This window comes from Streptomyces sp. NPDC097617, assembly GCF_044761485.1.
Classification (GTDB): domain Bacteria; phylum Actinomycetota; class Actinomycetes; order Streptomycetales; family Streptomycetaceae; genus Streptomyces.
The window spans coordinates 510,404-536,049 of sequence record NZ_JBIWCL010000001.1 but is presented as its reverse complement, the minus strand read 5'-3'; the positions used below and the strand labels follow the sequence as shown (position 1 = coordinate 536,049).

The following is a 25,646-nucleotide window of genomic DNA, read 5'->3' as shown; positions in this document are numbered from 1 at the left end:
GCCGGTCCGGTCAGCCGACCATGTTGTCGGCCATCTCCTCGCTGAGGTCGAGGTTCGACTCGGTGCCCGGGATGCCGAGATCCTGGGCCCGCTTGTCGGCCATCGCCAGCAGGCGGCGGATCCGGCCGGCCACCGCGTCCTTGGTCAGCGGCGGGTCGGCGAGCGCGCCCAGCTCCTCCAGGGAGGCCTGCTTGTGCTCCATGCGCAGTCGGCCGGCCGCGGCGAGGTGCTCGGGGACCTCCTCGCCGAGGATCTCCAGCGCGCGCTGCACGCGGGCTCCGGCGGCGACCGCGGCCCGCGCCGAGCGGCGCAGGTTGGCATCGTCGAAGTTGGCCAGGCGGTTGGCGGTGGCGCGCACCTCGCGCCGCATCCGCCGCTCCTCCCAGGCCAGCACCGATTCGTGCGCACCGAGCCGGGTCAGCAGGGCTCCGATCGCATCGCCGTCCCGGACCACGACGCGGTCCACTCCGCGCACCTCGCGCGCCTTGGCGGCGATGGACAGCCTGCGGGCGGCGCCCACCAGGGCCAGGGCGGCCTCCGGGCCGGGGCAGGTGACCTCCAGGGAGGAGGACCGGCCCGGCTCGGTGAGCGAGCCGTGGGCCAGGAAGGCGCCGCGCCAGGCCGCCTCGGCGTCACAGGTGGCCCCGGAGACCACCTGCGGCGGAAGACCCCGGATGGGGCGTCCGCGGCCGTCCACGAGGCCCGTCTGGCGCGCCAGCTGGTCACCGCCGGCCACGACGCGGACCACGTAGCGGCTGCCTCGTCGCAAACCGCCGGGCGCCATCACCACGAGGTCCGAAGAATGGCCGAAGATCTCCAGGATGTCCTTGCGCAGACGTCTTGCGGCGATCCCGGTGTCCAGCTCCGCCTCGATGACGATGCGGCCGCTCACCAGGTGCAGCCCGCCGGCGAACCGAAGGATCGCCGAGACCTCCGCCTTCCTGCAGCAGGTCCGGGTGACGGGCAGGCGGGAGATCTCATCCTTCACCGCAGGCGTCATCGCCATGGGCCGATCCTTCCATGCATCCGAAAAATACGGTCGTACGCGGCGGCCAGCAGCTCCGGATCGTGCTTCGGAGAACCGTCCTGCCTGGCCACGGGAGCCAGCTCGACCGCGGCACCGAACCGTTTCGCGGCATCGGAGAGGGACTCGCGGTCGGGCACGGCGGCCTCGTCGGCCAGCACCACGTCCAGGGCGAGTTTAGGGGCGTGTCGGGCCAAAACCTCCAAATGACGCTGCGGAGAGAAGCCTTCTGTTTCGCCGGGTTGCGGCGCGAGGTTCAGCGAGAGGACCCGCCGGGCCTTCGTCTCCATGAGCGCTTCCAGCAGTTCCGGCACCAGCAGGTGCGGAATGACCGAGGAGAACCAGGACCCCGGACCGAGCACCACCCAGTCGGCGTCCAGAACCGCCGCGACCGCTTCCGGCACGGCCGGCGGGTCGCTCGGCACCACCTGTACGGAGAGCACCTCGCCCGGGGTCAGCGCCACCGTGGCCTGCCCGCGGACGGTGTCCACGTCCTCGGGACGGGCCGGGTCGTGCCCTCTGACCAGGGCCTGGAGCTCCAGCGGCACCGCCGACATCGGCAGGACGCGGCCCTGCGCCCCGAGCAGCTTCCCGACCAGGTCGAGGGCCTGGACGGGATCGCCGAGCTGTTCCCACAGGGCGACGATCAGCAGGTTGCCGACCGCGTGCCCGTGCAGATCGCCCTCGGACTGGAAGCGGTGCTGGATGACCCGGGCCCAGGTCTGGCCCCAGTCGTCGTCCCCGCACAGCGCGGCCAGCGCCTTGCGCAGGTCACCGGGCGGGAGCACGCCGAGCTCCTCCCGGAGCCGGCCGCTGGATCCGCCGTCGTCGGCGACGGTGACCACCGCGGTGAGGTCACCCGTGATGCGGCGCAGGGCGGCGAGGGAGGCCGACAGGCCCTGGCCGCCGCCGAGCGCCACCACCTTGGGCGTGGCGCCGCGCCGGCGGCCGGAGCGGCCCGCGCCGTCCTCGCCCCGTCCGGGGGTGAGGCGGCGCAGGCGGCTCAGCCGCGGGGTCCGTGCGGTCACTCGCGCCCCATGTCCCGGTGGACTACGACGGTCTCGACTCCCTCGGAGGCGAGGCGGGCGGCGAGCTTCTCGGACATGGCCACGCTGCGGTGCTTGCCGCCGGTGCAGCCGACCGCGATGGTCACGTACCGCTTGCCCTCGCGGCGGTAGCCGGTGGCGATGAGCTGGAGCAGCTCGGTGTAGCGGTCGAGGAACTCCTTGGCGCCGGGCTGGCTGAAGACGTACCCCGACACCTCCTCGTTGAGCCCGGTGAAGGGGCGCAGCTCCGGGACCCAGTGCGGGTTGGGGATGAAGCGGCAGTCGACGACGAGGTCGGCGTCGACGGGGAGGCCGTACTTGTAGCCGAAGGACATGACGGTGGCCCGCAGCTCGGGCTCCTCGTCCCCGGCGAACTGGGCGTCCATCTTGGCGCGCAGCTCGTGCACGTTCAGGCTGGAGGTGTCGATCACGAGGTCGGCGTCGCCGCGCAGCTCGCGCAGCAGGTCGCGCTCGGCGGCGATGCCGTCGGTGATGCGCCCGTCGCCCTGGAGCGGGTGCGGGCGGCGGACCGACTCGAAGCGGCGCACCAGCGCGTCGTCGGAGGACTCCAGGAAGACGATGCGGCGGTTGACGCCCTTGCTGTCGAGGTCGGCGAGGGACTCGCGCAGGGCGTCGAAGAACTGGCGCCCGCGGACGTCCACGACGACGGCGATGCGCGCCACGTTGCCCTGGGAGCGGGCGCCGAGCTCCACCATGGTCGGGATCAGGGCCGGCGGGAGGTTGTCGACGACGAACCAGCCGAGGTCCTCCAGACACTTGGCCGCCGTACTGCGGCCGGCCCCGGACATGCCGGAGATGATCACCAGCTCGGGGATGGCCGCCTCGGCGGTCTCGCCGGGCTCCACTGTCGTGCCCGTACTCACCTGTGCTCCGTCTCGGTCGTGCGCGGTCTCGTGCTCGGTCATTGCTCGGTCCCCCGTTCGGACGATGCTCCCGCTGGCGCGGGGTTCTCATCCTCAATGATCTCTCCTGTGGCCGTGTTGACGGCAGGACCGGCGGGAACCGCCCCGGCGAGGGCCGCGGCCACGGTCTCGGCCGTCTTCCGTCCTATGCCCGGGACCTCGCAGATCTGGTCGATTGTCGCCTGTCTCAGCTTCTTCACCGAACCGAAGTGTTTGACCAGGGCTTGTTTGCGACTCTCGCCGAGGCCGGGCACCTCGTCCAGCGGCCCGGATTTCAGGCGCTTTCCGCGCTTGCCCCGCTGGTACTGGATGGCGAACCGGTGGGCTTCGTCACGGACCCGCTGGAGCAGGTAGAGGCCCTCGCTGGTGCGCGGCAGCACGACCGGGTCGTCCTCGCCGGGCAGCCAGACCTCCTCCAGCCGCTTGGCCAGGCCGCACACGGCGACGTCGTCGATCCCGAGCTCCTCCAGGGCCCGCTTGGCGGCGGCGACCTGCGGCTGCCCACCGTCGACCACGACGAGCTGGGGCGGGTACGCGAACCGCTTGGGGCGCCCGTCGTCCTCGGGCACCTCCCCGCCGCCGACGGCGTCCTGCGGGTCCCACTCCCCCGTCTTGAGCTTCTCCTGGAGGTAGCGGCGGAAGCGCCGGGAGACCACCTCGTGCATGGAGCGGACGTCGTCCTGCCCCTCGAACGTTTTGATCGCGAAGCGCCGGTACTCGCTCTTGCGGGCCAGCCCGTCCTCGAAGACGACCATCGACGCGACGACGTCGTCCCCCTGGAGGTGGGAGATGTCGAAGCACTCGATGCGCAGCGGGGCGCCGTCGAGGTCCAGGGCCCCGGCGATCTCCTCCAGGGCCCGGGAGCGGGTGGTGAGGTCGCTGGCGCGCTTGGTCTTGTGCAGGGCGAGGGACTGCTGCGCGTTGCGGTGGACGGTCTCCATCAGGGCCTTCTTGTCGCCGCGCTGCGGTATCCGCAGGCTGACCTGGGACCCCCGCCGGTCGGCGAGCCACTGGGCCAGCGCCGCGGTGTCCTCGGGGAGCGCCGGGACCAGCACCTCCTTGGGCACGGCCTCGCCCTTCTCCTCGCCGTACAGCTGCTGGAGGGCGTGCTCGACGAGGCCGGCGGTGTCGACGGCCTCGACCTTGTCGGTGACCCAGCCGCGCTGGCCGCGGACCCGGCCGCCGCGGACGTGGAAGATCTGCACGGCGGCTTCGAGCTCGTCCTCGGCCACGGCGAACAGGTCGGCGTCGGTGGCGTCGGCGAGCACCACGGCGTTCTTCTCCATGGCCCGGCGCAGCGCCCCGATGTCGTCGCGCAGCCGGGCGGCCTTCTCGTACTCCATCTCCTCGGCCGCCGCGTGCATCTCCTTCTCCAGCCGGGAGAGGTAGGTGCCGGTGCGGCCGGCCATGAAGTCGCAGAAGTCCTCGGCCAGTTCGCGGTGCTCCTCGGGCGTGACCCGGCCGACACAAGGGGCGGAGCACTTGCCGATGTAGCCGAGCAGGCAGGGCCGGCCGATCTGGGCGGAACGCTTGAACACGCCCGCGGAGCAGGTCCGTACCGGGAACACCCGGAGCATCAGGTCGACGGTCTCGCGGATCGCCCAGGCGTGTCCGTACGGACCGAAGTAGCGCACGCCCTTCTTCTTGGGCCCCCGCATGACCTGGACCCGCGGGTACTGCTCATTGAGGGTGACGGCGAGGGAGGGGTAGCTCTTGTCGTCCCGGTACTTGACGTTGAACCGGGGGTCGAACTCCTTGATCCACGAGTACTCCAGCTGGAGCGCCTCGACCTCGGTGGACACCACGGTCCACTCGACGGAGGCGGCCGTGGTCACCATGGTGGCGGTACGGGGGTGCAGGCCGGCGAGGTCCTGGAAGTAGCTGGCCAGGCGCTGGCGCAGGCTCTTGGCCTTCCCGACGTAGATCACCCGGCGGTGCTCGTCGCGGAACTTGTAGACCCCCGGGGAGTCAGGGATCTGTCCCGGCTCGGGGCGGTAGCTGGAAGGGTCGGCCATGCCAACCACCCTACTTGCGCCCACCGACAACAGACCGTAGCCCTCGTGCCCGGCACCAGCCCTCGCGCCCGGCATCAGCCCCGCCGCCACCTCCAGCCCCGCCGGCGTTTGAGGCGCGGGGGTGCGGGGGCGGAGCCCCCGGGGGCCGCGGGGCCCGGCCGCCTGGCGGTCGGCCGGGCCCCGACGGGCTACGCCCCGACCGCCCGGCGCCGCCGCAGGGCGACCAGCACGCCACCCCCGCCCAGCGCGAGCGCCCCGGCGCCGCCGGCGACCGCCGCGACCGCGGTCGCGCCGCCCTCCGGCGGGGCTTCGCCATAGCCGCCCGCCATGCCCCGCGCGGCATACGAGGAGCCCGGCAGCTTGTCCCCGTACGCCCCGGCGACCCGGGCCCGGTAGGCGGCCAGGCTCGTACCCCCGGCGCCCACGGCCCGCACCGCGTCCTCGTCCAGCGGCACCACCCTGCTGCCCCCGGTCACGTACCAGGCGTCGATCTGCGGCTCCCGGAACACCGTCCCGCCGGGCAGCTTCTGCGCGCCCAGCCGGGCGTAGCGGAACTCGTCGTCGCCGGTGGCGATGTTCACGACCTGCCAGCCGGTCTCCGTACGCGCCGTCCACAGCGCGGCCTGCTGCCCGTCGGAGGAGACGGCCTGGCTGGCGAGGAACTCCAGGCGGGCGACGGGCGCGCCCGTTCGGCCCGCGACGAACTCCGGGGAGAGGTGGTTGACGGGTATCGCCTCGCCCTCGATCCGGGGCTGCGCGGCCGCGAGGGAGACCTTGCCCTCCCGGGCGAAGAACCGGGAGAGGGTGGCCAGGGTGTCGGGTGCGGTGGCCGCCCGGCCGGCGGCGGCCCGGTTCTCGGCGGTGGCGGCCTCGGGCTGCGGCACGGGGCCACCGGGGGCCGCGACGGCCTGTGGGGCGAGGCCGAGCAGGACGGTGGCCGCGAGGACCGCGGCGGCGGCGGTGGCGCGCAGGGTCATGGCGGTCACGCCCCGATCCGGTAGAGCGAGTGGGTCCAGGAGAAGGTGTTGTTGTTGACGTACCAGGCGTGCGAGGCCCAGTTGTAGCGGTCGCTGGAGGGCCAGGGGTCGCCCCAGTAGACCCAGTTGCTCGCGGTGTCGTAGCCGTAGACGACGTGCATGTGACCGCCGCCGTTCGACCACTGGATACGGGTCTCGATCGGCCGGTCGGCGTTGATCTCGGTCTGGACGGTGGAGTACTGGAGCCAGCCGGTCACGTACGAGCCGGGGTTGATGCCCGCCCAGCGCAGCCCGGTCTGGACGTTGCCGAGGGTGGCCTGGTTGTTGGGGCATTCGGTGCCCTGCTGGCGGTTGAAGGCGGCGTTGCAGAATTGGTTCTGGCTGTAGTTCCGGCCGAACCAGGTGGCGATGGTGTTGCCGCCCGCGGCCCAGCACCAGTTGGTCTTGGTCTGTGCCTGCATGGTGATGTTCAGGCGCTTGGTGGCGAGGGCGGAATCGGTGCCGGCATCGGCGGCGGCGGTGCCGGCGCCGGCACCGATGGGCAGGACGAACAGCAGGACGGTGAGCACGGCGGTGAGCGGGGCGGCTGGGGAAAGCCGCCGGTTTCGGTTGCGCATCGCGTTCCTCCCAGTGTGGGGATTGGGGGGTGGAGGAGCGCGTCCGGACGCTGTTCAGGAGCATCAGGGAGTTGTCGCGATCAGGTCAACACGCTTCAATACGCGGTGACGTTGCGGTGTGAACAGTGGGGCTGCGGTGTGAACGGTTGCTGTCGTGTCACCTGGTCCCCCGGAGCCGCCCCCGCGATCCCCCGCGCCGGCCCGTGTGAACGTTCACAGAGGAGTCGCCATGCGACCGACCGGCGACACGGCGGAACTGGGCCGGTTGCTGCGCGGCGGCCCCTTCCATTTGGCCCTGCGCGCCGCCCTCGCCGCGCGCGGACTGCCGCTGCACCGGGTCCAGCACCGGCTCGCGGTGCAGGGCATCAAGGTCGGCGTCACCAGCCTCAGCTACTGGCAGCAGGGCGCCCGGCGGCCGCGTCACCCCGAGTCACTGCGGGCGGTCGGCGCCCTGGAGCGGATCCTGGAGCTGCCCGACGGCGCCCTCCTGCGGCTGCTGGCCGCACCCGAGACCGGCCCAGGGCCCGCCCGGCCGCCCGCCCGCTCCTATCGGGCCCTGTTCACCATGGGCGGGACGGTGGAGCGGCTGCTGAACGGGATGGACCTGCCGCCGGACGGCGGCCTGCACTCGGTCGGGCACCATGAGCGGGTCCGCATCGGAGCGGCGGGCGAGCTGCGGGTGCGCGAGTCGCAGCAGATCGTGCGGGCGCACCGGGACGGGGTGGACCGCTACCTGGCCGTCCACCACGGCGACCCGGGCTGCGATGTGTCCCGGATCCGCGTATCGGCGTACGAGAACTGCCGCACGGGCCGCGTGCGGTGCCACCCGGAGTCCGGGGTGGTGGTCGCGGAGCTGCTCTTCGACGCGCGGCTGCGGCGCGGCGACACCCACGTCTTCGGCTATGTGATCGAGGACGGTACGGGTCCCCGCAGCAGCGAGTACGTGCGCGGGTTCAGCTACGCCGGCGGCCAGTACATGCTCCAGGTCGGCTTCGACGAGGCGGCCCTTCCGGTGCGCTGCCGACGCTTCGCGCGGGGCGGCCCGGACGCCCCGCGCACCGGCGTCGTGGACCTGACGCCCAGCGGCCGGCACCGGGCGGTGCACCTGGTGGAGCAGTCGGTGCGGCGAGGGATCCTCGGGATCGCCTGGGACTGGGACTGACGGCGGGGGCGCGGGTGCGGATGCGGATGCGGGCCCGGTCGCGAGCCCGGTCGCGAGCCCGGTCGCTGCTCAGCCCGCGACGAGGTTGCCGTTCTCGGCCCGGACCGGGACGGCGGGCAGCGGGGCGGAGGCCGGGCCGCGCAGCACCTTGCCGGTGTTCACGTCGAAACGGCTGCCGTGGCAGGGGCAGTTCCCCTCACCCTCGACGATCTTGTCGAGCACGCAGCCGGCGTGCGTGCACAGGGCGCTGAACGCCTTGTACTGGCCCTCCGCCGGGCAGCTGACGATCAGCTTCTTCTCCCGGTACAGCTTCGCGCCGCCCACCGGGACATCCGCCGCGGCGCCCAGCTCCACGGGCTCACCCGGGGTGGCAGGGGTGTTGCCCCCGTTGTTGCTCTCGGTGGAGCAGGCCGCGAGGGTCGCTCCGGCGCCCGCGGCCCCGGCGAGCGCGGCGGCGCCCCTGAGGACGGTACGGCGGGCGGGCGACTGCGGCGCGGGCATGCGGTTCTCCTGAGCTACGGGGGTGCGGTGCGGGTGCTGGTGCACGGCCCGGGCCGGAACCCGACCGGGGCACCGGCCCACCCGACGATACCGCCGTCCCATGCGGTAGCTTCCCCCGCGTGATCGTCGTCGGCGGAGAAGCCCTCATCGACCTGGTGCCCGCGGCACGGCCGCCCGGCGCGCTGCTGCCCCGGCCGGGCGGCGGACCGTACAACACCGCGCTCGCGCTCGGCCGGCTCGGCGCCGAGGTGGCCTTCTGCTCGCGGGTCTCCTCGGACGGCTTCGGCGAGAGCCTGCTGGCCGGGCTGGGGGCGGCCGGGGTGGACCTGTCGCTGGTCCAGCGGGGACCGGAGCCGACCACACTCGCCGTGCCCTCGCTGGCCCCGGACGGCTCGGCCTCGTACGGCTTCTACGTCGAGGGCACCGCGGACCGGCTGTTCACCCTGCCGCCGGCCCTCCCGGAGGGGGTACGGGCCCTCGCGCTCGGCACCTGCTCGCTGGTCCTGGAGCCGGGCGCGAGCGCGTACGAGGCCTTGCTGCGCCGGGAGTCCCGGCGCGGGCTGCTCACCCTGCTGGACCCCAACATCCGGCCGGCGCTGATCGCGGAACCGGCGGCGTACCGCGCGCGCTTCCTGGAGCGGCTGCTGCCGTACACGAGCGTCCTCAAGCTGTCGGAGGAGGACGCGGTCTGGCTGGGCGGCCGGGTCGAGGACTGGCTGGCGGCCGGACCGTCGGCGGTGGTGCTGACCCGGGGCGCGGCGGGCCTGACGGCCTGGACGCGGGAGGGCGGGGAGTACTCGGCGGCGGCCCGCCCGGTGGCGGTGGTGGACACGATCGGCGCGGGCGACACCGTCAACGCCGCCCTGCTGCACCGGCTCACCATCGCGCCGCACGGCCCGGTGGACTGGCCGGACGTACTGGCCCGCGCCGCCCACGCGGCGGCCCTGACCTGCACGCGGGCGGGCGCGGAACCCCCGTACGCGGCGGAGCTCTGACGCGGCGGCGCTCTGACGCGGCGGTGCTCTGACGCGGCGGAGCAGGAGCTCCGGCAGGGCGCTCGGCCCGCGTCGGCCCCGGCCGGCTCACCGCAGCGCGGCCGGACCGCGCCGGTCGGCCCCCTGCCGAAGGGCACGGGGCTCCTCACCCGCGCCGTGGTCCACCCGCTGCTGCGCCGCCTGCGCCCGGCGGCAGCGTCATCCCGCGCGGGGATGTCGCGGACGCCCTCCTCGCCGCCCTGACGGACCCGGCCTGCACCTGCCGCGCGGTGGGCGTCGCCTCCTGAGGGCTGCCCGGGCGCACGCGGAAGGGCCCGGCCGTGGACCGGGCCCTTCCGTCGGACTCGAACACCGCGCGGCTGCTACGCCTTGCGCGCCCGGGCCGTCGTCTTCTTGGCCGGGGCCGCCTTCTTCGCGGCAGCGGCCTTGGTGGCCACGGCCTTCTTCACCGGAGCCTTCGTGGCCGGCGCCTTCTTGGCCGGGGCCTTCTTCGCCGAGGCCCGCACCGGGGACGCACCCGCGTCGGAGACCCGGTCGGCGCCCAGGATGTCCCGCAGGAACTTGCCGGTGTGGCTCGCGCCGACGGAGGCAACGGCCTCCGGCGTACCTTCGGCCACCACCAGGCCGCCGCCGTAGCCGCCCTCCGGACCCATGTCGATGACCCAGTCCGCGGTCTTGACGACATCGAGGTTGTGCTCGATGACGATCACCGAGTTCCCCTTGTCCACGAGCCCCGACAGCACCTTGATCAGCTTCGAGATGTCCTCGAAGTGCAGACCCGTGGTCGGCTCGTCCAGCACGTAGACCGTCCGGCCCGTGGATCGCTTCTGGAGCTCGGAGGCCAGCTTCACGCGCTGCGCCTCACCGCCCGACAGGGTCGGCGCCGACTGGCCGAGGCGGACGTAGCCCAGCCCGACCTCGTTGAGCGTCTTGAGGTGACGCGCGATCGTCGGCACCGCCTCGAAGAAGCCCAGGGCCTCCTCGATCGGCATGTTCAGGACTTCCGCGATCGACTTGCCCTTGTAGTGGACCTCCAGCGTCTCCCGGTTGTACCGGTCGCCGTGGCAGACCTCGCAGGGGACGTAGACGTCCGGCAGGAAGTTCATCTCGATCTTGATCGTGCCGTCACCGGCGCAGTTCTCGCACCGGCCGCCCTTCACGTTGAAGGAGAAGCGGCCCGGCAGGTAGCCGCGCACCTTCGCCTCCATCGTCTCCGCGAAGAGCCTGCGCACATGGTCGAAGACGCCCGTGTACGTCGCCGGGTTGGACCGCGGGGTCCGGCCGATCGGCGACTGGTCGACGTGCACGACCTTGTCGACGAGCTCGTCGCCCTCCACCCGCGTGTGCCGCCCGGGCACCGAACGGGCGCCGTTCAGCTCGCGCGCCAGGTGCGTGTAGAGGATGTCGTTGACCAGTGTCGACTTGCCCGAGCCCGACACACCGGTCACGGCCGTCAGCACACCCAGCGGGAAGGACACGTCGATGTCCCGCAGGTTGTTCTCCTTGGCACCGTGGACGGTCAGCTTGCGCTCCCCGTTCACGGGCCGGCGCACGTCCGGGATCTCGATCGACTTCTTGCCCGACAGGTACTGGCCGGTCATCGACTCGGGGTTCTTGAGCAGGTCCTTGAGCGAACCGCTGTGCACCACCTTGCCGCCGTGCTCGCCGGCGCCCGGACCGATGTCCACGACCCAGTCGGCCACCTTGATGGTGTCCTCGTCGTGCTCGACCACGATGAGCGTGTTGCCCATGTCCCGCAGCCGCACCAGGGTCTCGATCAGCCGGTGGTTGTCCCGCTGGTGCAGACCGATGGAGGGCTCGTCCAGTACGTAGAGCACGCCGACCAGGCCGGAGCCGATCTGGGTGGCGAGCCGGATGCGCTGGGCCTCGCCGCCCGACAGGGTGCCGGCGGCCCGGTTGAGCGAGAGGTAGTCGAGGCCGACGTCAACGAGGAAGCGGAGCCGCTCGTTGACCTCCTTGAGGACCCGCTCGGCGATCTTCTTGTCGCGGGCGTCGAGGCGCATCCGCCCCAGGAAGTCCGCGCACTCGCTGATCGACATGGCGGCGACCTCGGCGATGGACTTCTCCATCACCGTCACGGCGAGCACGATCGGCTTGAGGCGGGTGCCCTCACAGGTCGGGCAGGGCACCTCGCGCATGTAGCCCTCGAAGCGCTCGCGGCTCGCGTCGCTCTCGGACTCCGCGTGCCGGCGCTTGACGAACGGCACGGCGCCCTCGAAGGCCGTGGTGTACGCGCGCTCCCGCCCGTACCGGTTGCGGTAGCGGACCTCGATCTGCGTCTTGTGCCCGTACAGCAGGGCCTTCTTCGCGCGCACCGGAAGCCCGGCCCACGCGATGTCGGTCCGGAAGCCGAGCTCCTCGGCGAGCGCGCCGACCAGCCGCTGGAAGTAGTCCTTGGTGTGGCCGAGCGACCAGGGCGAGACCGCGCCCTCGTCCAGTGACTTGTCCTCGTCCGGAATGATCAGCTCCGGGTCCACCTCCATGCGCGTACCGATACCGGTGCACTCGGGGCAGGCGCCGAAGGGCGAGTTGAAGGAGAAGGAGCGGGGCTCCAGCTCCTCGAAGGACAGGTCGTCGTACGGGCAGTAGAGGTGCTCGGAATACATCCGCTCACGCTCGGGGTCGTCCTCGGCGAGGTCGACGAAGTCGAGGATCACCATGCCGCCCGAGAGGCCGAGGGCGGTTTCCACGGAGTCCGTGAGCCGGCGCTTGGCGCTCTCCTTGACGGTGAGGCGGTCGATGACCACCTCGATGGTGTGCTTCTCCTGCTTCTTCAGCGTGGGCGGCTCGGAGAGCTGGATGGTCTCCCCGTCCACCCGCGCCCGGCTGTAGCCCTTGGTCTGGAGGTCGGAGAAGAGGTCGACGAACTCACCCTTGCGCTCGCGCACCAGCGGCGAGAGCACCTGGAAGCGGCTGCCCTCGGGGAGCGCGAGCACCTTGTCGACGATGGCCTGCGGCGACTGGCGCGAGATGGGCCGGCGGCACTCGGGGCAGTGCGGCTTGCCGATGCGGGCGAAGAGCAGGCGCAGGTAGTCATAGACCTCGGTGATGGTTCCCACGGTCGAGCGCGGGTTGCGCGAGGTCGACTTCTGGTCGATCGAGACGGCCGGGGAGAGGCCCTCGATGAAGTCGACGTCGGGCTTGTCCATCTGCCCGAGGAACTGGCGGGCGTACGACGAGAGCGACTCGACGTAGCGGCGCTGGCCCTCGGCGAAGATCGTGTCGAAGGCCAGGGAGGACTTGCCCGACCCGGAGAGTCCGGTGAAGACGATGAGTGAGTCGCGGGGCAGGTCGAGCGAGACGTTCTTCAGGTTGTGCTCGCGAGCGCCACGAACGATGAGACGGTCGGTCACGCCGGTCCGCACCTTTCTTGAGAGAGCGGGGCACGGGCCCCCGTCCCAGGGTATGGGGGGCGCCTCTGCGATGGACTGGGTCCTTGGACTTCCGAGCGTATAGCACGCACATTCGATTTACGGCACTCCGCAGACCGCTTCACCCCATCGTGTGGCGGTACGAGGTGAGCCACTAGGCTCGCCGTCATGACTGATCATGTGCACGACCTGCGATCTGTACGTGAAGCCACGGACCGGCTGCTGACCGCAGTCGCGAAACTGGACAACGCGGCCCTCACCGAGGAGTCACACCTCCCGGGCTGGACCCGCGGCCACATCCTGGCCCACCTCGCACGCAACGCCGACGCCCTCGTCAACGTCTTCGAGGGGCGCCCGATGTACGAGAGCGGCACCGCGCGCGACGCCGACATCGAGCGCGACGCAGGTCGGCCCCTGGAAGAACACCTGGCGGACCTCCGTGATTCCGCGGCCCGCTTCATGGCCACCACCGAGCACGACCAGGACTGGTCCCGCACGGTCGAGCTGCGCAACGGCGTCACCGACCTCGCCGCCAACGTACCCTTCCGCCGCTGGGTCGAGGCCGATCTGCACCACGTCGACCTGAACATCGGCTACGAGCTCTGCGACCTCCCGGACGAGTTCACCGAGCGCGAGATCGTCTTCCTCGCCGACCGCTGGTCCGGACGTCCGGACGTCCCGCCGGTGACCCTGCGGACCGCGCACGACGGCCAGGTCTGGCGCACCGGCGGCACGGAGGGCACTTCGGTGGTTCTGGAAGGCCCCATGGACGAACTGCTCGGCTGGCTGGCCGGGCGCGGCCTCCAGGGCGCCCACCTCGCGGTCATCGACGGCGACGGCCTCCCCGAGCTCCCCCCGCTCTAGGATCAAGGCATGACGTACACCGGAGAGGTCAAGGTCGGCGGTCCGGCCGACGTGCACGAACTCGCGGACCTGATGATTTCCAAGGTCGCGGTGGGCCCGATGAACAACAACGCCTACCTGCTGCGCTGCCGCGCCACCGATGAGCAGCTGCTCATCGACGCGGCCGCCGAGGCCGGCACCCTGCTCAGCCTGATCGGCGACGACGGCATCGCGTCCGTGGTCACCACCCACCAGCACGGCGACCACTGGGGCGCGCTCGCCGAGGTGGTCGGGGCGACCGGCGCGCGCACCGTCGCGGGCGCGCTCGACGCCGAGGGCATTCCCGTCGCCACGGACGTCCTCGTCACCGACGGGGACACGATCACGGTGGGACGGGTCAGCCTGACCGCCCGCCACCTGGTCGGGCACACCCCCGGCTCGATCGCCCTGGTCTACGACGACCCGCACGGGCACCCGCACGTGTTCACCGGGGACTGCCTCTTCCCGGGCGGTGTCGGCAACACGCACGACGACCCCGAAGCCTTCGCCAGCCTGATCGACGACGTCCAGCACAAGCTCTTCGAGCGGCTGCCGGACGAGGCCTGGGTCTACCCGGGCCACGGCAACGACACCACGATCGGCGCCGAGCGTCCGCACCTGGCCGAATGGCGCGAGCGCGGCTGGTAGGCACCGCAACGCGTCAACTTCCTGGCGCGACCCACTCCTTCCGGTCGCCTGCGACCGAACTCCCGCCCCGAGGGGTGGGAAAGGGGTATGTGGTGCGGCATGCCACAGGACCCTTCCCCGCCCCTCGCCTCCCCCGCCCCGTCCCCGACGCCGCCCCCCGAGGCCGGCGTCCGCTCCGGGCCCGGCATGCTGCGGCTGGCCACGGCCTCGCTCGCCGGGACCGCGATCGAGTTCTACGACTTCTTCGTGTACGGGACGGCCGCCGCCCTCGTGCTCGGCCCGCTCTTCTTCCCCTCCTTCTCCCCTCTCGCCGCAACCCTCGCCGCCTTCGGCACCTTCGGCGTCGGCTTCCTGGCCCGCCCGCTCGGTTCGGCGGTCTTCGGCCACATCGGCGACCGCTACGGCAGGCGCCCGGTCCTGCTCGCCTCCCTGCTGCTCACCGGCCTCGCCACGGTCGCGGTCGGCTGCGTGCCCTCGTACGGCTCGATCGGCGTGGCGGCGCCCGTACTCCTGCTCCTGCTGCGCTTCCTGCAGGGCCTCGGCCTCGGCGGCGAGTGGGGCGGCGCCGTACTGCTCACCGCCGAGCACGCCCCCGAGCGGCGGCGCGGACTGTGGTCGAGCTTCCCGCAGATGGGACCGGCGGTGGGCTTCCTGCTCGCCAACGGCCTGATGCTCGGGCTGTCCGCGTCGCTGACCGACGCCCAGTTCACCTCCTGGGGGTGGCGGGTCCCCTTCTGGGCGGCCGGCGTCCTGGCGCTGGCCGGGCTGTGGCTGCGCCACTCGGTGGAGGAGACCCCGCAGTTCCGGGCGCTCGCCGCGACGGACCGGCGGGCCGAGGCCCCGCTCACCGAGGTGTTCCGGGACCACTGGCGGCTGCTCCTGCTGACCGGTGGGGCGCTCGCCGTGGGGTACGCCGTCTTCTACGCGGTCACCACATGGTCCCTCGCGTACGCCACCGAGCACCTCACGGTGGACCGCACGGTGATGCTGGCCTGCATCATGATCGCGGTCGCCATCAAGGGCCTGGTGACCCCGCTGATCGCGATGCTCGGCGACCGCTACGGGCGGCGGCCCCTGTGCCTGGTTGGGTGCGCTCTCTGCGCCGTGTGGATGTTCCCGCTGGTGGCGCTGTTGCGGACGGGCGATCCGCTGCTGATGACGGTCGGCTTCACCGGCGCGCTGATCGGCATGGTGACGATGTTCTCGGTGGTGGCCGCGTACCTGCCGGAGCTGTACGCGCCGCGGATCCGCTGCACGGGCGCGGCCGTCGGCTACAACCTGGGCGGCGTGATGGGTGGGGCGCTGACCCCGATCGTGGCGACGGCGCTGGCGGACGGCTCGGGTCCGCCGTGGGGCGTGGCGCTGTACCTGACCGGGATCGCCCTGGTCAGCCTGGTCTGCTTCGCGCTGCTGCCGGAGACGGGTCCGGCGGTGGTGCGCAAGCGGGCGGCCGCGGTCCGGGGCGCGGAAACGGGGGCGGCCGAAGCGGCCGCCCCCGTGCAGGTCCTTTGATCCGCAGCGCTGTGGATCCGTAGGGCTGTGGATCCGTAGGACTGTGGATCCGCGGATCCGGTTACGCGTCGATGTTCTCCGGGCGGGCGGCGGCCTCGGCCGCCGCCTGCTTCTTCGAGGCGATCAGGCTGGTGATCGTGGTGATGACCAGGACACCGCAGATGACTCCCAGGGAGACCGGGATCGAGATGACCGGGACGTGCACACCGGACTCGTGCAGGGCGTGCAGCACCAGTTTGATACCGATGAAGCCGAGGATGATCGACAGGCCGTAGCTGAGGTGGACCAGCTTCTTCAGCAGTCCGCCGATGAGGAAGTACAGCTGGCGCAGACCCATCAGGGCGAAGGCGTTGGCGGTGAAGACGATGTACGGGTCCTGGGTCAGGCCGAAGATCGCGGGGATGGAGTCCAGGGCGAACAGCACGTCGGTGGTGCCGATGGCGAGCATGACGACCATCAGCGGGGTGAGCACGCGCTTGCCGTTGTTCTGGACGAAGAGCTTGGTGCCGTGGTAGCGGTCGGCGACGCCGAACTTCTTCTCGACGGCCTTCAGGAGGCGGTTCTCCTCGAAGTCGTCCTCGCCCTCGTCCTTGCGGGCCTCCTGGATCAGCTTCCACGCGGTGTAGATCAGGAAGGCGCCGAAGATGTAGAAGACCCAGGAGAAGCTGGCGATGATCGTGGCGCCGGCGGCGATGAAGACCGCGCGCAGGACCAGGGCGATCAGTACGCCGATGAGCAGTACGCGCTGCTGGAGGTGGGAGGGCACGGCGAACTTCGCCATGATCAGGACGAAGACGAAGAGGTTGTCGACGCTCAGGGACTTCTCGGTGATGAAGCCCGCGAAGAACTCCTGGGAGGCCTGCGGGGTACCGAAGAACCACAGGCCGAGCCCGAAGAGGACGGCGAGGACGATCCAGACGACCGTCCAGGTGCCCGCTTCCTTGATGGACACGTCGTGCGGTTTGCGGCCGATGAAGAAATCGGCGCCGATCAGGAGGGACAGACCGAGGATGGTCAGTGCCCAAAGGGCCCAGGAAACTTCCATGGTGAAACACGCCTCCGGCGGATGGCTCAGCACTTCGTCAGCGTCATCGCTGCCGGAGGTCTCTTCCACCCTGACGACCTGGAGGCCGTGGGCCGACGCCCCGGGACCTTCTTCGCTCGTTCAGCCGAAGTGGTCCGTATTGACGGGTACGCCGTAGCAGGAAAGCAGGAATACTCCCCTCCGCACACACGAGCATACCCGTCAGAGACGGTAAAGGTAAAGAGAGTCCCAAAGGATGGTCACGGGCGGGTAGTGCGCCGGGCCTCCGCCACCCGGTCCAGTGCCTGGTCGAGGACCCGGCTGCCCTGCGGGGGCAGGTCCGGTTCGAAGGTCCACGCGTGGTGCACCCAGGGGTCGGCGAGATGGTTGTCCGGAACCGGCGACAGCCGCATCAGGGAGCGCCACAGCGGGTCGAGCAGCGGCCCGTAGGCCGAGGCCTCGTCGCGGTCGGCGACCATCAGCAGGTGCACGCCGACCGCCGCACCCTCGTCGGCGAGGTAGCGCAGCTGGGTGACGGCGCGGTCGTCGAAGCCGTGCGGGAAGTCGTGCACGATCAGCAGCTGGTCGGCCGTGTCCACATCGGCGGGCAGGTCCTCGGGGGCGCCGGCCCTCAGCGCCATCTGTACGAGGTCCACCCGCCGGGTCAGCCGTGCCAGGGTCTGGGTGACCCCGGTGGCCCCGGCGGCGGGCGGCCCGGCCAGCACCCCGGCGCCCACCAGCGGCGCCAGGGAGGCGGCACCGGCTCCGGCTGCGTCGATGACGTGCACGGAGAACCGGTCGGCGGGGTGGACCGCGAGCAGCCGGACCGCGAGCGCGACGGCCATGTCCATCGCGGCCCGGCGCAGCCGGTCGGTGTCCATGGCCATCGCGGCCTCGGAACCGGTGCGGCCGTTGTCGATCCAGAGCCCGCGCTCCAGCGGGACCCGGGTCAGCATGGGGATGCGCAGGTCGGGCCGCTCGGCCAGGTGCAGGTCGCCCAGGCGCAGGGCCAGCGGGCTCTCCTCGGGCGTGCGGTGGCCGTGCCAGACGGGGTTGTCCCAGCGGGCGTACGCGGCCGGCAGCGCGGGCTCGACGACCTCCGACTCGGCGATCAGCTGGGCCAGGTCCCGGTCGAGGACGGCCTGGGCCTGGGCGACGAGCTCCTCGCGGCGGGCCCGGGCGGTGTCGCGGGCCGCGTTCCCGGAGCCGCCGAGGCGGTGGCGCGGGTCGGACAGGGCCTCGTCGAGCTCGCGGTCCATGCGGGAGTCGGCGAACTCGACGGCGCCGCGGTAGGCGGCGACCGTGCGGGCCAGGTCCTCGAACATCCCCCAGACCTGGTTGTAGAGCCGCTCCTCCATGGACCAGCCGCTGGCGTCCCCGGCGACCGGCCGCGGGGCCTGGCCCGGTTCCTGCGGAGCGGCGGCCCGCGGCGCGGGCTCGGGCGGCTCGGTGCTCGTACGGCGGCGCCGCGGGTGGGCGTAGCTGATGGTCGGCGGGGAGGCCGGGGTGTCACCACCGGCCGCGGTCCCGGCCGTACCGGCGTACGGGTGCCCGGAGACGGGGACCTGGTCCGGCGGCTCCGGGGCGGGCCCGGGAGCCTGCGCCGGGGCCTGCGGGGCGCGCAGGTCGCCGACGAGGGTCGGCATGGCCGCGAGGGTGGCGTCGGCCCCCGCGGTCCGGGGGATCGTGCCCAGCGCGGCGGCGGCCAGCTCCGCGGCCGCGGGCGCGGCGAGCCCGCCGTCGGTGAGCAGGGCGCCGAGGCCCTCGGCGTACCCCTGGCCCACGGCGCGGACCTTCCAGGCGCCCTGGCGCCGGTACAGCTCCAGGGCGACCACGGCCGTCTCGGCGTCGAGCCCCGTCAGGGTGTATCCGGCGAGCTCGGCGCCGTCCGGGTCGGCCACGGCCACGTAGGAGGCCGGTACCGCGCCGAAGCGCACCGGGCCGCCGGGCGGCAGGACGAGCAGGACGCCGAGCCGGTGGACGTCCGCCGCGACCTCGTCGAGGTCGACGGCGAAGGCGTGCCGTTCGGCGAGCTCGCTCGGCGACTGCACGCCGGGGAGGGACCTGGCGCCCGGGTGGGCCAGTATGCCGTTGCCGGAGAACCGGCCCTGTTCGTCGGCGAACGAGGCCAGGGCGAGCACAGGTGTGCCCGCCGAGACCCTGATCTCCACCCGGCTCCGGGACACGGGGTGGTTCTGCCCCCGGACCAGTTCGGCCGTCATCGTGCAGCCCCTCCCCCGTGCCTTCTTCTCTTCGTCCGGTCCTACAGGTGCGGCAGGATCGCCGGCATGAGGTCCTGGAAGGTGCGGCCGTTGGCCGGGTTTCCGAGGGCCGTCATCTGCCAGCCGGTACCCGCGCGGGACACCTTGGCCATGATCTGCGCGGTGTACTGACCGCCGCCGTCGAGGGTGTAGCGGGCCAGCTCCTGGCCGTTGGTCTCGTCGACGATGCGGCAGAACGCGTTCTGCACTTCCTGGAACGTCTGGCCGGTGAAGGAGTTCACCGTGAAGACGATCTGGTCGATGTGCACCGGCACGCGCTGGAGGTCGACGAGGATCGCCTCGTCGTCCCCGCCCTGGCCGACGCCGCCGACGAGGTTGTCACCGGTGTGGCGCACCGAGCCGTCGTCGCTCTGCAGGTGGCGGAAGAACACCACGTCCACGGGCTGCTTGTCGGCGAAGAGCACCGCCGAGGCGTCGAGGTCGATCTCCCGGGTGCGCGAGCCGAACAGCCCGCGGCGCTTCGCCGCCTGCCAGCCGAGGCCCATCCGGACCGCGGTCAGCGTGCCTCCGTCCGCCTTCTGCAGACTGATGGCCTGACCCTTGGTCATGTTGACCGTCACGTACTGTCCCCTCTCCCTGGCCCGCCCCATGACGAGCGTGCAGCGTGTACCTGCGGCTGAGACCCAACCCTACTGACCGGCCTCCGGTCAGGCGAGGCCCGCTTCCTTCATCTGCCGCAACTCCTTCTTCAGCTCGCCCACCTCGTCCCGGATCCGGGCCGCGACCTCGAATTGCAGCTCGGCGGCCGCCCCGCGCATGCGCTCGGTCATCTGCTCGATGAGCGCGGCCAGTTCGGCCGCGGGCCGGTCGGTGAGCACCTCGGCACCCTTGCCCCTGCCCGTCCCCTTCGAACCCTTTCCACCCGACTTCGCCGCGGCCGCCCGGCCGCCGAGCGCCGGCACCGGGGCCTTGGCCCCCTTGCCGTCCTTCGCCTGCCGGTACCCGGTACCGAGGAGCTCCTCGGTGTCGAGCTCCTCGCGGGCGATGGTCGCCACGATGTCGTTGATCTTCTTGCGCAGCGGCTGCGGGTCGATCCCGTTCGCCGTGTTGTAGGCGATCTGCTTCTCGCGGCGCCGGTTGGTCTCGTCGATGGCCTTCTCCATCGCCGGGGTCATCTTGTCCGCGTACATATGGACCTGGCCCGACACATTGCGCGCCGCGCGGCCGATGGTCTGGATGAGGGAGGTCCCGGAGCGCAGGAAGCCCTCCTTGTCGGCGTCGAGGATGGCCACCAGGGACACCTCGGGCAGGTCGAGGCCCTCGCGGAGGAGGTTGATGCCGACCAGGACGTCGTACTCGCCGGCCCGCAGCTCGCGCAGCAGCTCGATGCGGCGCAGGGTGTCCACGTCGCTGTGCAGGTACCGCACCTGGATGCCGAGCTCCAGGAAGTAGTCCGTGAGGTCCTCGGCCATCTTCTTGGTGAGAGTGGTGACGAGGATGCGCTCGTCCTTCTCCACCCTCTGACGGATCTCGTGGACCAGGTCGTCGATCTGCCCCTCGGTCGGCTTGACCACGACCTCGGGGTCGATGAGGCCGGTGGGGCGGATGATCTGCTCGACGAAGCCGTCGCCGCGCGAGAGCTCGTACTTTCCGGGGGTCGCCGAGAGGTAGACGGTCTGCCCGATGCGCTTTTGGAACTCCTCCCACTTCAGCGGCCGGTTGTCGAGGGCGGACGGCAGCCGGAATCCGTGGTCGACGAGGGTCCGCTTGCGGGAGGCGTCGCCCTCGTACATGGCGCCGATCTGCGGCACGGTGACGTGCGACTCGTCGATGACCAGGAGGAAGTCCTCCGGGAAGTAGTCGATGAGGGTGTTGGGCGCGGAGCCGCGCTCGCGGTCGTCCATGTGCAGCGAGTAGTTCTCGATGCCGGAGCAGGACCCGATCTGGCGCATCATCTCCAGGTCGTACGTGGTGCGCATGCGCAGCCGCTGCGCCTCCAGCATCTTGCCCTGCTTCTCCAGCTCGGCGAGGCGCTCGGTCAGCTCCGCCTCGATGCCGCGGACCGCCTTCTCCATGCGCTCGGGCCCGGCGACGTAGTGGCTGGCGGGGAAGACGTACAGCTCGCGGTCCTCGCTGATGACCTCGCCGGTCAGCGGGTGCAGGGTGGAGAGGGCCTCGATCTCGTCGCCGAACATTTCGATGCGGACGGCCAGTTCCTCGTAGACCGGGAAGATCTCGATGGTGTCCCCGCGCACCCGGAAGGTGCCGCGGGTGAAGGCCACGTCATTGCGGGTGTACTGGATGTCCACGAAGCGGCGCAGCAGCTGGTCCCGGTCGGTCTCCTCCCCCACCTTGAGGGAGACCATCCGGTCGACGTACTCCTGCGGGGTACCGAGGCCGTAGATGCAGGACACGGAGGCGACGACGATCACGTCCCGCCGGGTCAGCAACGAGTTGGTCGCGGAGTGGCGCAGCCGCTCCACCTCCTCGTTGATCGAGGAGTCCTTCTCGATGTACGTGTCCGACTGCGGTACGTAGGCCTCGGGCTGGTAGTAGTCGTAGTACGAGACGAAGTATTCGACGGCGTTGTTCGGCAGGAGCTCGCGGAACTCGTTCGCCAGCTGGGCGGCGAGCGTCTTGTTCGGCGCCATGACCAAGGTGGGGCGCTGGAGCTTCTCGATCATCCAGGCCGTGGTCGCCGACTTGCCGGTGCCGGTCGCACCCAGCAGGACGACATCCTTCTCACCTGCACGGATGCGCTTCTCCAGCTCGGCGATGGCCGCCGGCTGGTCGCCGCTGGGCTGGTAGGAGCTGACGACCTCGAAAGGCGCCACCGTGCGTTCGATCTTCGATACGGGCCGCATGGGTCAACCGTACGACCCCCCACTGACACTCACGTAGCGCCGCCGGTCGGCGGCGCGCTCCGGCCCGCCGCCGACCGCCCGCGCCGCCGTCATTCGTTCTGGTCCGTTTGTCGTAGTTCGGTGGCGGCTCGGTGATCTTCAACCCCATGATCGCGGTGCAGTGCATCGCCACAACGTCTGCCGCTCCGCACCCGTCTGACGCAGGAACAGGGCTCACGACCCGAGGAGAACGCACATGTACGTCCGACCCGCCGCCGCGGCCGCGGCCGCATTCCTGGGCTTCACTCTCACCCTGCTGGGCGGGACGGCCTCGTACGCCGCCGCCGGCCACGGATCCGGATCCGGCTCGACCACCGACACCGGCACCGGCACCGACACCGGCACCGGAACGGGCACGGTCCGGGCCGCGCTGGGCGGACCGGTCGTGTACGCGCACCGGGGCGCCTCCGCGTACGCCCCGGAGAACACCCTCGACGCGATCGACCTGGCGATGCGGATGGGCTTCCCCTGGGTGGAGAACGACGTGCAGCGCACCAAGGACGGCGTGCTGGTGGTGATCCACGACGACACCCTGGCCCGGACCACCGACGTCGAGCAGCGGTTCCCGGGCCGGGCGCCCTGGAGGGTCAGGGACTTCACCTGGGCCGAGATCTCCCAGCTGGACGCGGGCAGCTGGTTCGGCGCCGAGTACGCGGGCGCCTCCGTACCGACCCTGCGGCAGTACCTCGACCGGGTACAGCGCAACCAGCAGCGGCTGCTGCTGGAGATCAAGAAGCCTGAGCTCTACCCGGGGATCGAGGAGCAGACCCTGAAGGTGCTGGACGAGGCCGGCTGGCTCGACGAGCGGCACGTCGCCCGGCGCCTGGTGGTGCAGAGCTTCAGCGCCGACTCCGTGCGCATCGTCCACGGCCTGCGCCCGGACCTGGTGACCGCCTTCCTCGGCACCCCCACCGTGGCGGACCTGCCGCGCTACGCGGAGTTCACGGACCGGATCAACCCGTGGCACACCACGATCTCGGCCGACTGGGTCGCGGCGGTGCACGGCCTGCGCGGCGCCCACGGCAAGGTCATGGAGGTGGACACCTGGATCGTGGACGACGCGGCGACCGCCCGGAAGGTGCAGGCCATGGGGGTGGACGGGATCATCACCAACGCGCCGGACGTGGTCCAGGACGCGGTCGGCGGGTTCTGAGGCCGGGCCGGAGCTCGGCGACGGCGTTGTCTGCGCTGTCTGCACTGTCTGCGGCTGGCCGTACCGTGGACCCGTGGACAGCACCGAGCGCCCCCGCGGGCCGCACCTCGAATGGACCGTCATCGCCGGCGACGGTGTCCTCGGCGGGCCTCTGCTCCTGGCCGCGACCCCCGAGGGTCTGGTCCGGGTCGAGTTCCATGCCGAGCCGGACCGGGTCGACCGGATGATCGGCCCGCTCGTCTCCCGGCTCGGCGCCGACGCCCTGCGGCCCGCACCGGGCGGGGAAGAGCTGCTGGCCGAGCCGATACGCCAGCTCACCGCGTACTTCGCCGGTTCGCTGCGGCGCTTCGAGCTGCCGCTGGACTGGCGCCTCAGCTCCGGCTTCAACCGGCAGGTGCTCCAGGAGCTGGACCGCTCCGTGGCCTACGGATCGGTCGTCGGCTACGGGGAGCTGGCCGCCCGCGTCGGACAGCCCGGCGCCGCCCAGGCCGTGGGCAACGCCATGGGGTCGAATCCGCTGCCGCTGGTGGTGGCCTGTCACCGGGTCGTGGAGAACGACGGGGGCATCGGGGGATTCGGCGGCGGGGTGGAGACCAAGCGGCAGCTGCTGGCGCTGGAGGGAGTGCTCCCGCAGCCGCTGTTCTGAGCGGGGCCCTGACCTGCGCAAGAGCTGTGCGGAGCCGGCCGCGCACCCGCTCGGAGCCGTACCGGAAATGGCCCGGCTCCGGTACGGTTCCGCCGGGCGGTAAGGACTGGCACACTGCGGCGGTGACTACTCCTGCCGCCGCACCCGGCCTCCCCGCGCTCCCCGCGCCCCGTGTCACGCACCCGCGAAGCCGGTGTACGCCGTGACCGCCTCGCCCGGCACCGACCGGCCCGTGCCCGCGCCCCCGCGGCCCCTCGGTCCGTCCGAGCTGGCCCGGCTGCAGCGGCGCACCTCCCGGGTCCTCATGGCCGGCCAGGTGCTCGGCGGCCTCGGCGTGCCGATCAGCATCGCCCTGGCCCCCGTACTCGCCACCGAGGTCAGCGGAACCGAGGCGCTGTCCGGCGTCGCCTCCACCGCCGCGGTGATCGGGACCGCCGTGGTCTCACTGCCGCTCGCCGCGCTGATGAACGCGCGCGGCCGCCGTCCCGGGCTGGTCCTGGCGTACGCGATCGGCGCCGCCGGAGCGGGCCTGGTCGTCCTCGCCGCCACCATCGGGAACTTCCCGCTGCTGCTGCTCGGCATGGCCGCCTTCGGCGCCGCCTCCTCGGCCAACCTGCAGGCCCGCTTCGCCGCCGCGGACCTCGCGGCCCCGGACCACCGCGCGCGGGCCATCTCGGTCGTGGTGTGGGCCTCGACCGTCGGCGCGGTGCTCGGCCCCAACCTGTCCGCGCCGGCCAGCCGCAGTTTCGCCGGCACCGCGATACCCGCGACGGCCGGCCCGTTCGTCTGGGCCGCCGTCGTCTTCCTGCTCACCGGCACGCTGATCGGCGTGCTCCTGCGCCCCGACCCGCTGCTGACGGCCCGGGCGCTGGCCGCGCCCGAGGAGCAGACCCGCGAAGGGCGCTCGCTGCGGGCCGGTTTCGCCGCGGTGAAAGCCTCTCCGCGGGCCCGGCTCGCCCTCCTCACCGTCGCCGTGTCCCACACCACCATGGTCTCGATCATGGTGATGACCCCGATGGACCTGAGTCACCACGGCGCCGGCCTGGAACTCATCGGGCTGGTGATCAGCGGTCATATCGCCGGCATGTTCGCCTTCTCCCCCGTGATGGGCTGGCTCGCGGACCGGCTCGGCCGGCTCTCCGTGATCGGACTGGCCGCCGGCCTCCTGTCGGTCGCCGCGCTGCTCGCCGGAACGGCCGGGGGCGACCACGGCCGGAGCGCGCTCGGCCTCTTCCTGCTCGGCCTCGGCTGGTCCGCCGGAATGGTGGCCGGTTCGGCCCTGCTGACGGACTCGGTGCCGCAGCCCGCGCGGGCCGCCGTACAGGGACTGGGCGACCTCACGATGAACACGGCCGCGGGCCTGGGCGGAGCGGCCGCCGGGCTGATCATGTCCCAGGCGGGCTACGGCTGGCTGAACGCCGTCGGCGCCGCGCTGCTGCTGCCGATGGCCGCGCTCGCGCTGTTCACCTCGCGCCGCCACCCGGTGCCCCCGGCCGCGCCCGCCAAGGGGGCCGTCAGTAGCTGATGTGGTAGGCCTTGCGCAGCGTCTCGTGCACGGTCCAGGTCGTCCGGTCGCCCTCACGCAGCACGCAGGCGGAGCCGGGTGCGACCTCCAGGGTCTCGCCGCCCTCGACCTCGACGGTGGCGCGGCCGCTGACCACCACGAAGAGCTCGTTGGCCTCGATGTCGGTGACCACGCCGGGGGTGATCTGCCAGATCCCGCGCACCTGCTTGCCGTCCGCGGATTCCCACAGCACCTTGCCCGTCACGACGGGGTCCCCGGAGACGATCTGCCCGGGGTCGAGGTCGTCGGCCTCCAGCTCGACGTCCGCGACGGAGACGGAGAAGGAAGCGGGCGCAGGGGCGGGGACGGCGGAGTGATCGCTGGTGCTCATGGCGCGCCAGCCTAGTGCGGCCCACCGCGCGCCGCGGTGACCACAGCGTCCAGGAACGGCCCGCCGGACGAGTCACCCTGTCCAGCTCCCGGCCGGCCCACCACCCGCC

21 protein-coding genes are annotated in these 25,646 nt (G+C 72.0%); 8 read left to right on the top strand and 13 right to left on the bottom strand.

Annotated features, from left to right (window positions below):
• Window positions 1-10 precede the first annotated feature (10 nt).
• The 6 genes from whiA to ACIQZO_RS02540 all read right to left on the bottom strand — a co-directional run bounded on the left by whiA (window position 11) and on the right by ACIQZO_RS02540 (window position 6,602).
• A complete protein-coding gene (gene whiA, locus ACIQZO_RS02565; protein WP_403618841.1) occupies window positions 11-1,006 on the bottom strand; it encodes a DNA-binding protein WhiA in 996 nt (331 codons plus the stop codon).
• On the bottom strand, window positions 997-2,052 hold the full coding sequence (gene yvcK / locus ACIQZO_RS02560) for a uridine diphosphate-N-acetylglucosamine-binding protein YvcK (protein WP_403618838.1): 1,056 nt from the start codon (window positions 2,050-2,052) through the stop codon (window positions 997-999). The genes whiA and yvcK overlap by 10 nt, the downstream gene beginning before the upstream one ends.
• Complete coding sequence (gene rapZ / locus ACIQZO_RS02555) at window positions 2,049-2,996, bottom strand: RNase adapter RapZ (RefSeq protein WP_403618835.1); 948 nt, start codon at window positions 2,994-2,996, stop codon at window positions 2,049-2,051. Before rapZ ends, yvcK begins: the two co-directional genes overlap by 4 nt.
• Window positions 2,993-5,008, bottom strand: coding sequence for an excinuclease ABC subunit UvrC (gene uvrC, locus ACIQZO_RS02550; protein ID WP_403618832.1), 2,016 nt, complete (start codon window positions 5,006-5,008; stop codon window positions 2,993-2,995). The genes rapZ and uvrC overlap by 4 nt, the downstream gene beginning before the upstream one ends.
• Before the next feature lie 188 nt (window positions 5,009-5,196).
• On the bottom strand, window positions 5,197-5,985 hold the full coding sequence (locus tag ACIQZO_RS02545) for a hypothetical protein (protein ID WP_403619245.1): 789 nt from the start codon (window positions 5,983-5,985) through the stop codon (window positions 5,197-5,199).
• A gap of 5 nt (window positions 5,986-5,990) precedes the next feature.
• Window positions 5,991-6,602: a papain-like cysteine protease family protein gene (locus ACIQZO_RS02540; protein WP_403618829.1), complete on the bottom strand. Its 612-nt coding sequence runs from the start codon at window positions 6,600-6,602 to the stop codon at window positions 5,991-5,993.
• Between the two features lie 229 nt (window positions 6,603-6,831).
• On the opposite strand from ACIQZO_RS02540, the gene ACIQZO_RS02535 reads away from it, so the two are divergent.
• Window positions 6,832-7,764: a hypothetical protein gene (locus ACIQZO_RS02535; protein ID WP_403618826.1), complete on the top strand. Its 933-nt coding sequence runs from the start codon at window positions 6,832-6,834 to the stop codon at window positions 7,762-7,764.
• A 69-nt stretch (window positions 7,765-7,833) separates the two neighbouring features.
• Here ACIQZO_RS02535 and ACIQZO_RS02530 read toward each other — a convergent pair whose 3' ends face one another.
• Window positions 7,834-8,265 (bottom strand): Rieske (2Fe-2S) protein, encoded by a 432-nt coding sequence (locus ACIQZO_RS02530; protein ID WP_403618823.1) that lies wholly within the window; start codon window positions 8,263-8,265, stop codon window positions 7,834-7,836.
• Between the two features lie 119 nt (window positions 8,266-8,384).
• On the opposite strand from ACIQZO_RS02530, the gene ACIQZO_RS02525 reads away from it, so the two are divergent.
• Window positions 8,385-9,260 carry a carbohydrate kinase gene (locus tag ACIQZO_RS02525; protein WP_403618820.1) on the top strand — a complete coding sequence of 292 codons (876 nt, stop codon included), beginning with the start codon at window positions 8,385-8,387 and terminating at the stop codon, window positions 9,258-9,260.
• 362 nt (window positions 9,261-9,622) lie between these two features.
• Here ACIQZO_RS02525 and uvrA read toward each other — a convergent pair whose 3' ends face one another.
• Complete coding sequence (gene uvrA / locus ACIQZO_RS02520) at window positions 9,623-12,634, bottom strand: excinuclease ABC subunit UvrA (protein ID WP_403618817.1); 3,012 nt, start codon at window positions 12,632-12,634, stop codon at window positions 9,623-9,625.
• Between the two features lie 186 nt (window positions 12,635-12,820).
• Between uvrA and ACIQZO_RS02515 the strand changes: the two genes are divergently transcribed.
• From ACIQZO_RS02515 to ACIQZO_RS02505, 3 genes are all read left to right on the top strand, one after another.
• Window positions 12,821-13,516 (top strand): maleylpyruvate isomerase family mycothiol-dependent enzyme, encoded by a 696-nt coding sequence (locus tag ACIQZO_RS02515; RefSeq protein WP_403618814.1) that lies wholly within the window; start codon window positions 12,821-12,823, stop codon window positions 13,514-13,516.
• Between the two features lie 9 nt (window positions 13,517-13,525).
• On the top strand, window positions 13,526-14,182 hold the full coding sequence (locus ACIQZO_RS02510) for an MBL fold metallo-hydrolase (protein WP_403618811.1): 657 nt from the start codon (window positions 13,526-13,528) through the stop codon (window positions 14,180-14,182).
• 186 nt (window positions 14,183-14,368) lie between these two features.
• Window positions 14,369-15,694, top strand: coding sequence for an MFS transporter (locus ACIQZO_RS02505; RefSeq protein WP_403619243.1), 1,326 nt, complete (start codon window positions 14,369-14,371; stop codon window positions 15,692-15,694).
• A 61-nt stretch (window positions 15,695-15,755) separates the two neighbouring features.
• Here ACIQZO_RS02505 and ACIQZO_RS02500 read toward each other — a convergent pair whose 3' ends face one another.
• The 4 genes from ACIQZO_RS02500 to uvrB form a co-directional block, all read right to left on the bottom strand.
• A complete protein-coding gene (locus ACIQZO_RS02500; RefSeq protein WP_403618808.1) occupies window positions 15,756-16,739 on the bottom strand; it encodes a TerC family protein in 984 nt (327 codons plus the stop codon).
• A gap of 239 nt (window positions 16,740-16,978) precedes the next feature.
• Window positions 16,979-18,940 carry a TerD family protein gene (locus ACIQZO_RS02495; protein WP_403618805.1) on the bottom strand — a complete coding sequence of 654 codons (1,962 nt, stop codon included), beginning with the start codon at window positions 18,938-18,940 and terminating at the stop codon, window positions 16,979-16,981.
• A 41-nt stretch (window positions 18,941-18,981) separates the two neighbouring features.
• Window positions 18,982-19,560 carry a TerD family protein gene (locus ACIQZO_RS02490; protein WP_281208937.1) on the bottom strand — a complete coding sequence of 193 codons (579 nt, stop codon included), beginning with the start codon at window positions 19,558-19,560 and terminating at the stop codon, window positions 18,982-18,984.
• Between the two features lie 87 nt (window positions 19,561-19,647).
• A complete protein-coding gene (gene uvrB / locus ACIQZO_RS02485; protein WP_403618802.1) occupies window positions 19,648-21,804 on the bottom strand; it encodes an excinuclease ABC subunit UvrB in 2,157 nt (718 codons plus the stop codon).
• 235 nt (window positions 21,805-22,039) lie between these two features.
• Here uvrB and ACIQZO_RS02480 point away from each other — a divergent pair, with 235 nt between their 5' ends.
• From ACIQZO_RS02480 to ACIQZO_RS02470, 3 genes are all read left to right on the top strand, one after another.
• The gene (locus ACIQZO_RS02480) at window positions 22,040-22,996 is read left to right on the top strand and encodes a glycerophosphodiester phosphodiesterase (protein ID WP_403618799.1); all 957 of its coding nucleotides are present in this window, start codon (window positions 22,040-22,042) and stop codon (window positions 22,994-22,996) included.
• A gap of 73 nt (window positions 22,997-23,069) precedes the next feature.
• Window positions 23,070-23,642, top strand: coding sequence for a methylated-DNA--[protein]-cysteine S-methyltransferase (locus ACIQZO_RS02475; protein WP_403618796.1), 573 nt, complete (start codon window positions 23,070-23,072; stop codon window positions 23,640-23,642).
• A gap of 304 nt (window positions 23,643-23,946) precedes the next feature.
• A complete protein-coding gene (locus ACIQZO_RS02470) occupies window positions 23,947-25,167 on the top strand; it encodes an MFS transporter (protein ID WP_403619240.1) in 1,221 nt (406 codons plus the stop codon).
• Here the strand turns inward: ACIQZO_RS02470 and ACIQZO_RS02465 are convergent.
• Window positions 25,157-25,537 (bottom strand): cupin domain-containing protein, encoded by a 381-nt coding sequence (locus ACIQZO_RS02465; RefSeq protein WP_403618794.1) that lies wholly within the window; start codon window positions 25,535-25,537, stop codon window positions 25,157-25,159. The genes ACIQZO_RS02470 and ACIQZO_RS02465 overlap by 11 nt on opposite strands.
• Window positions 25,538-25,646 lie beyond the last annotated feature (109 nt).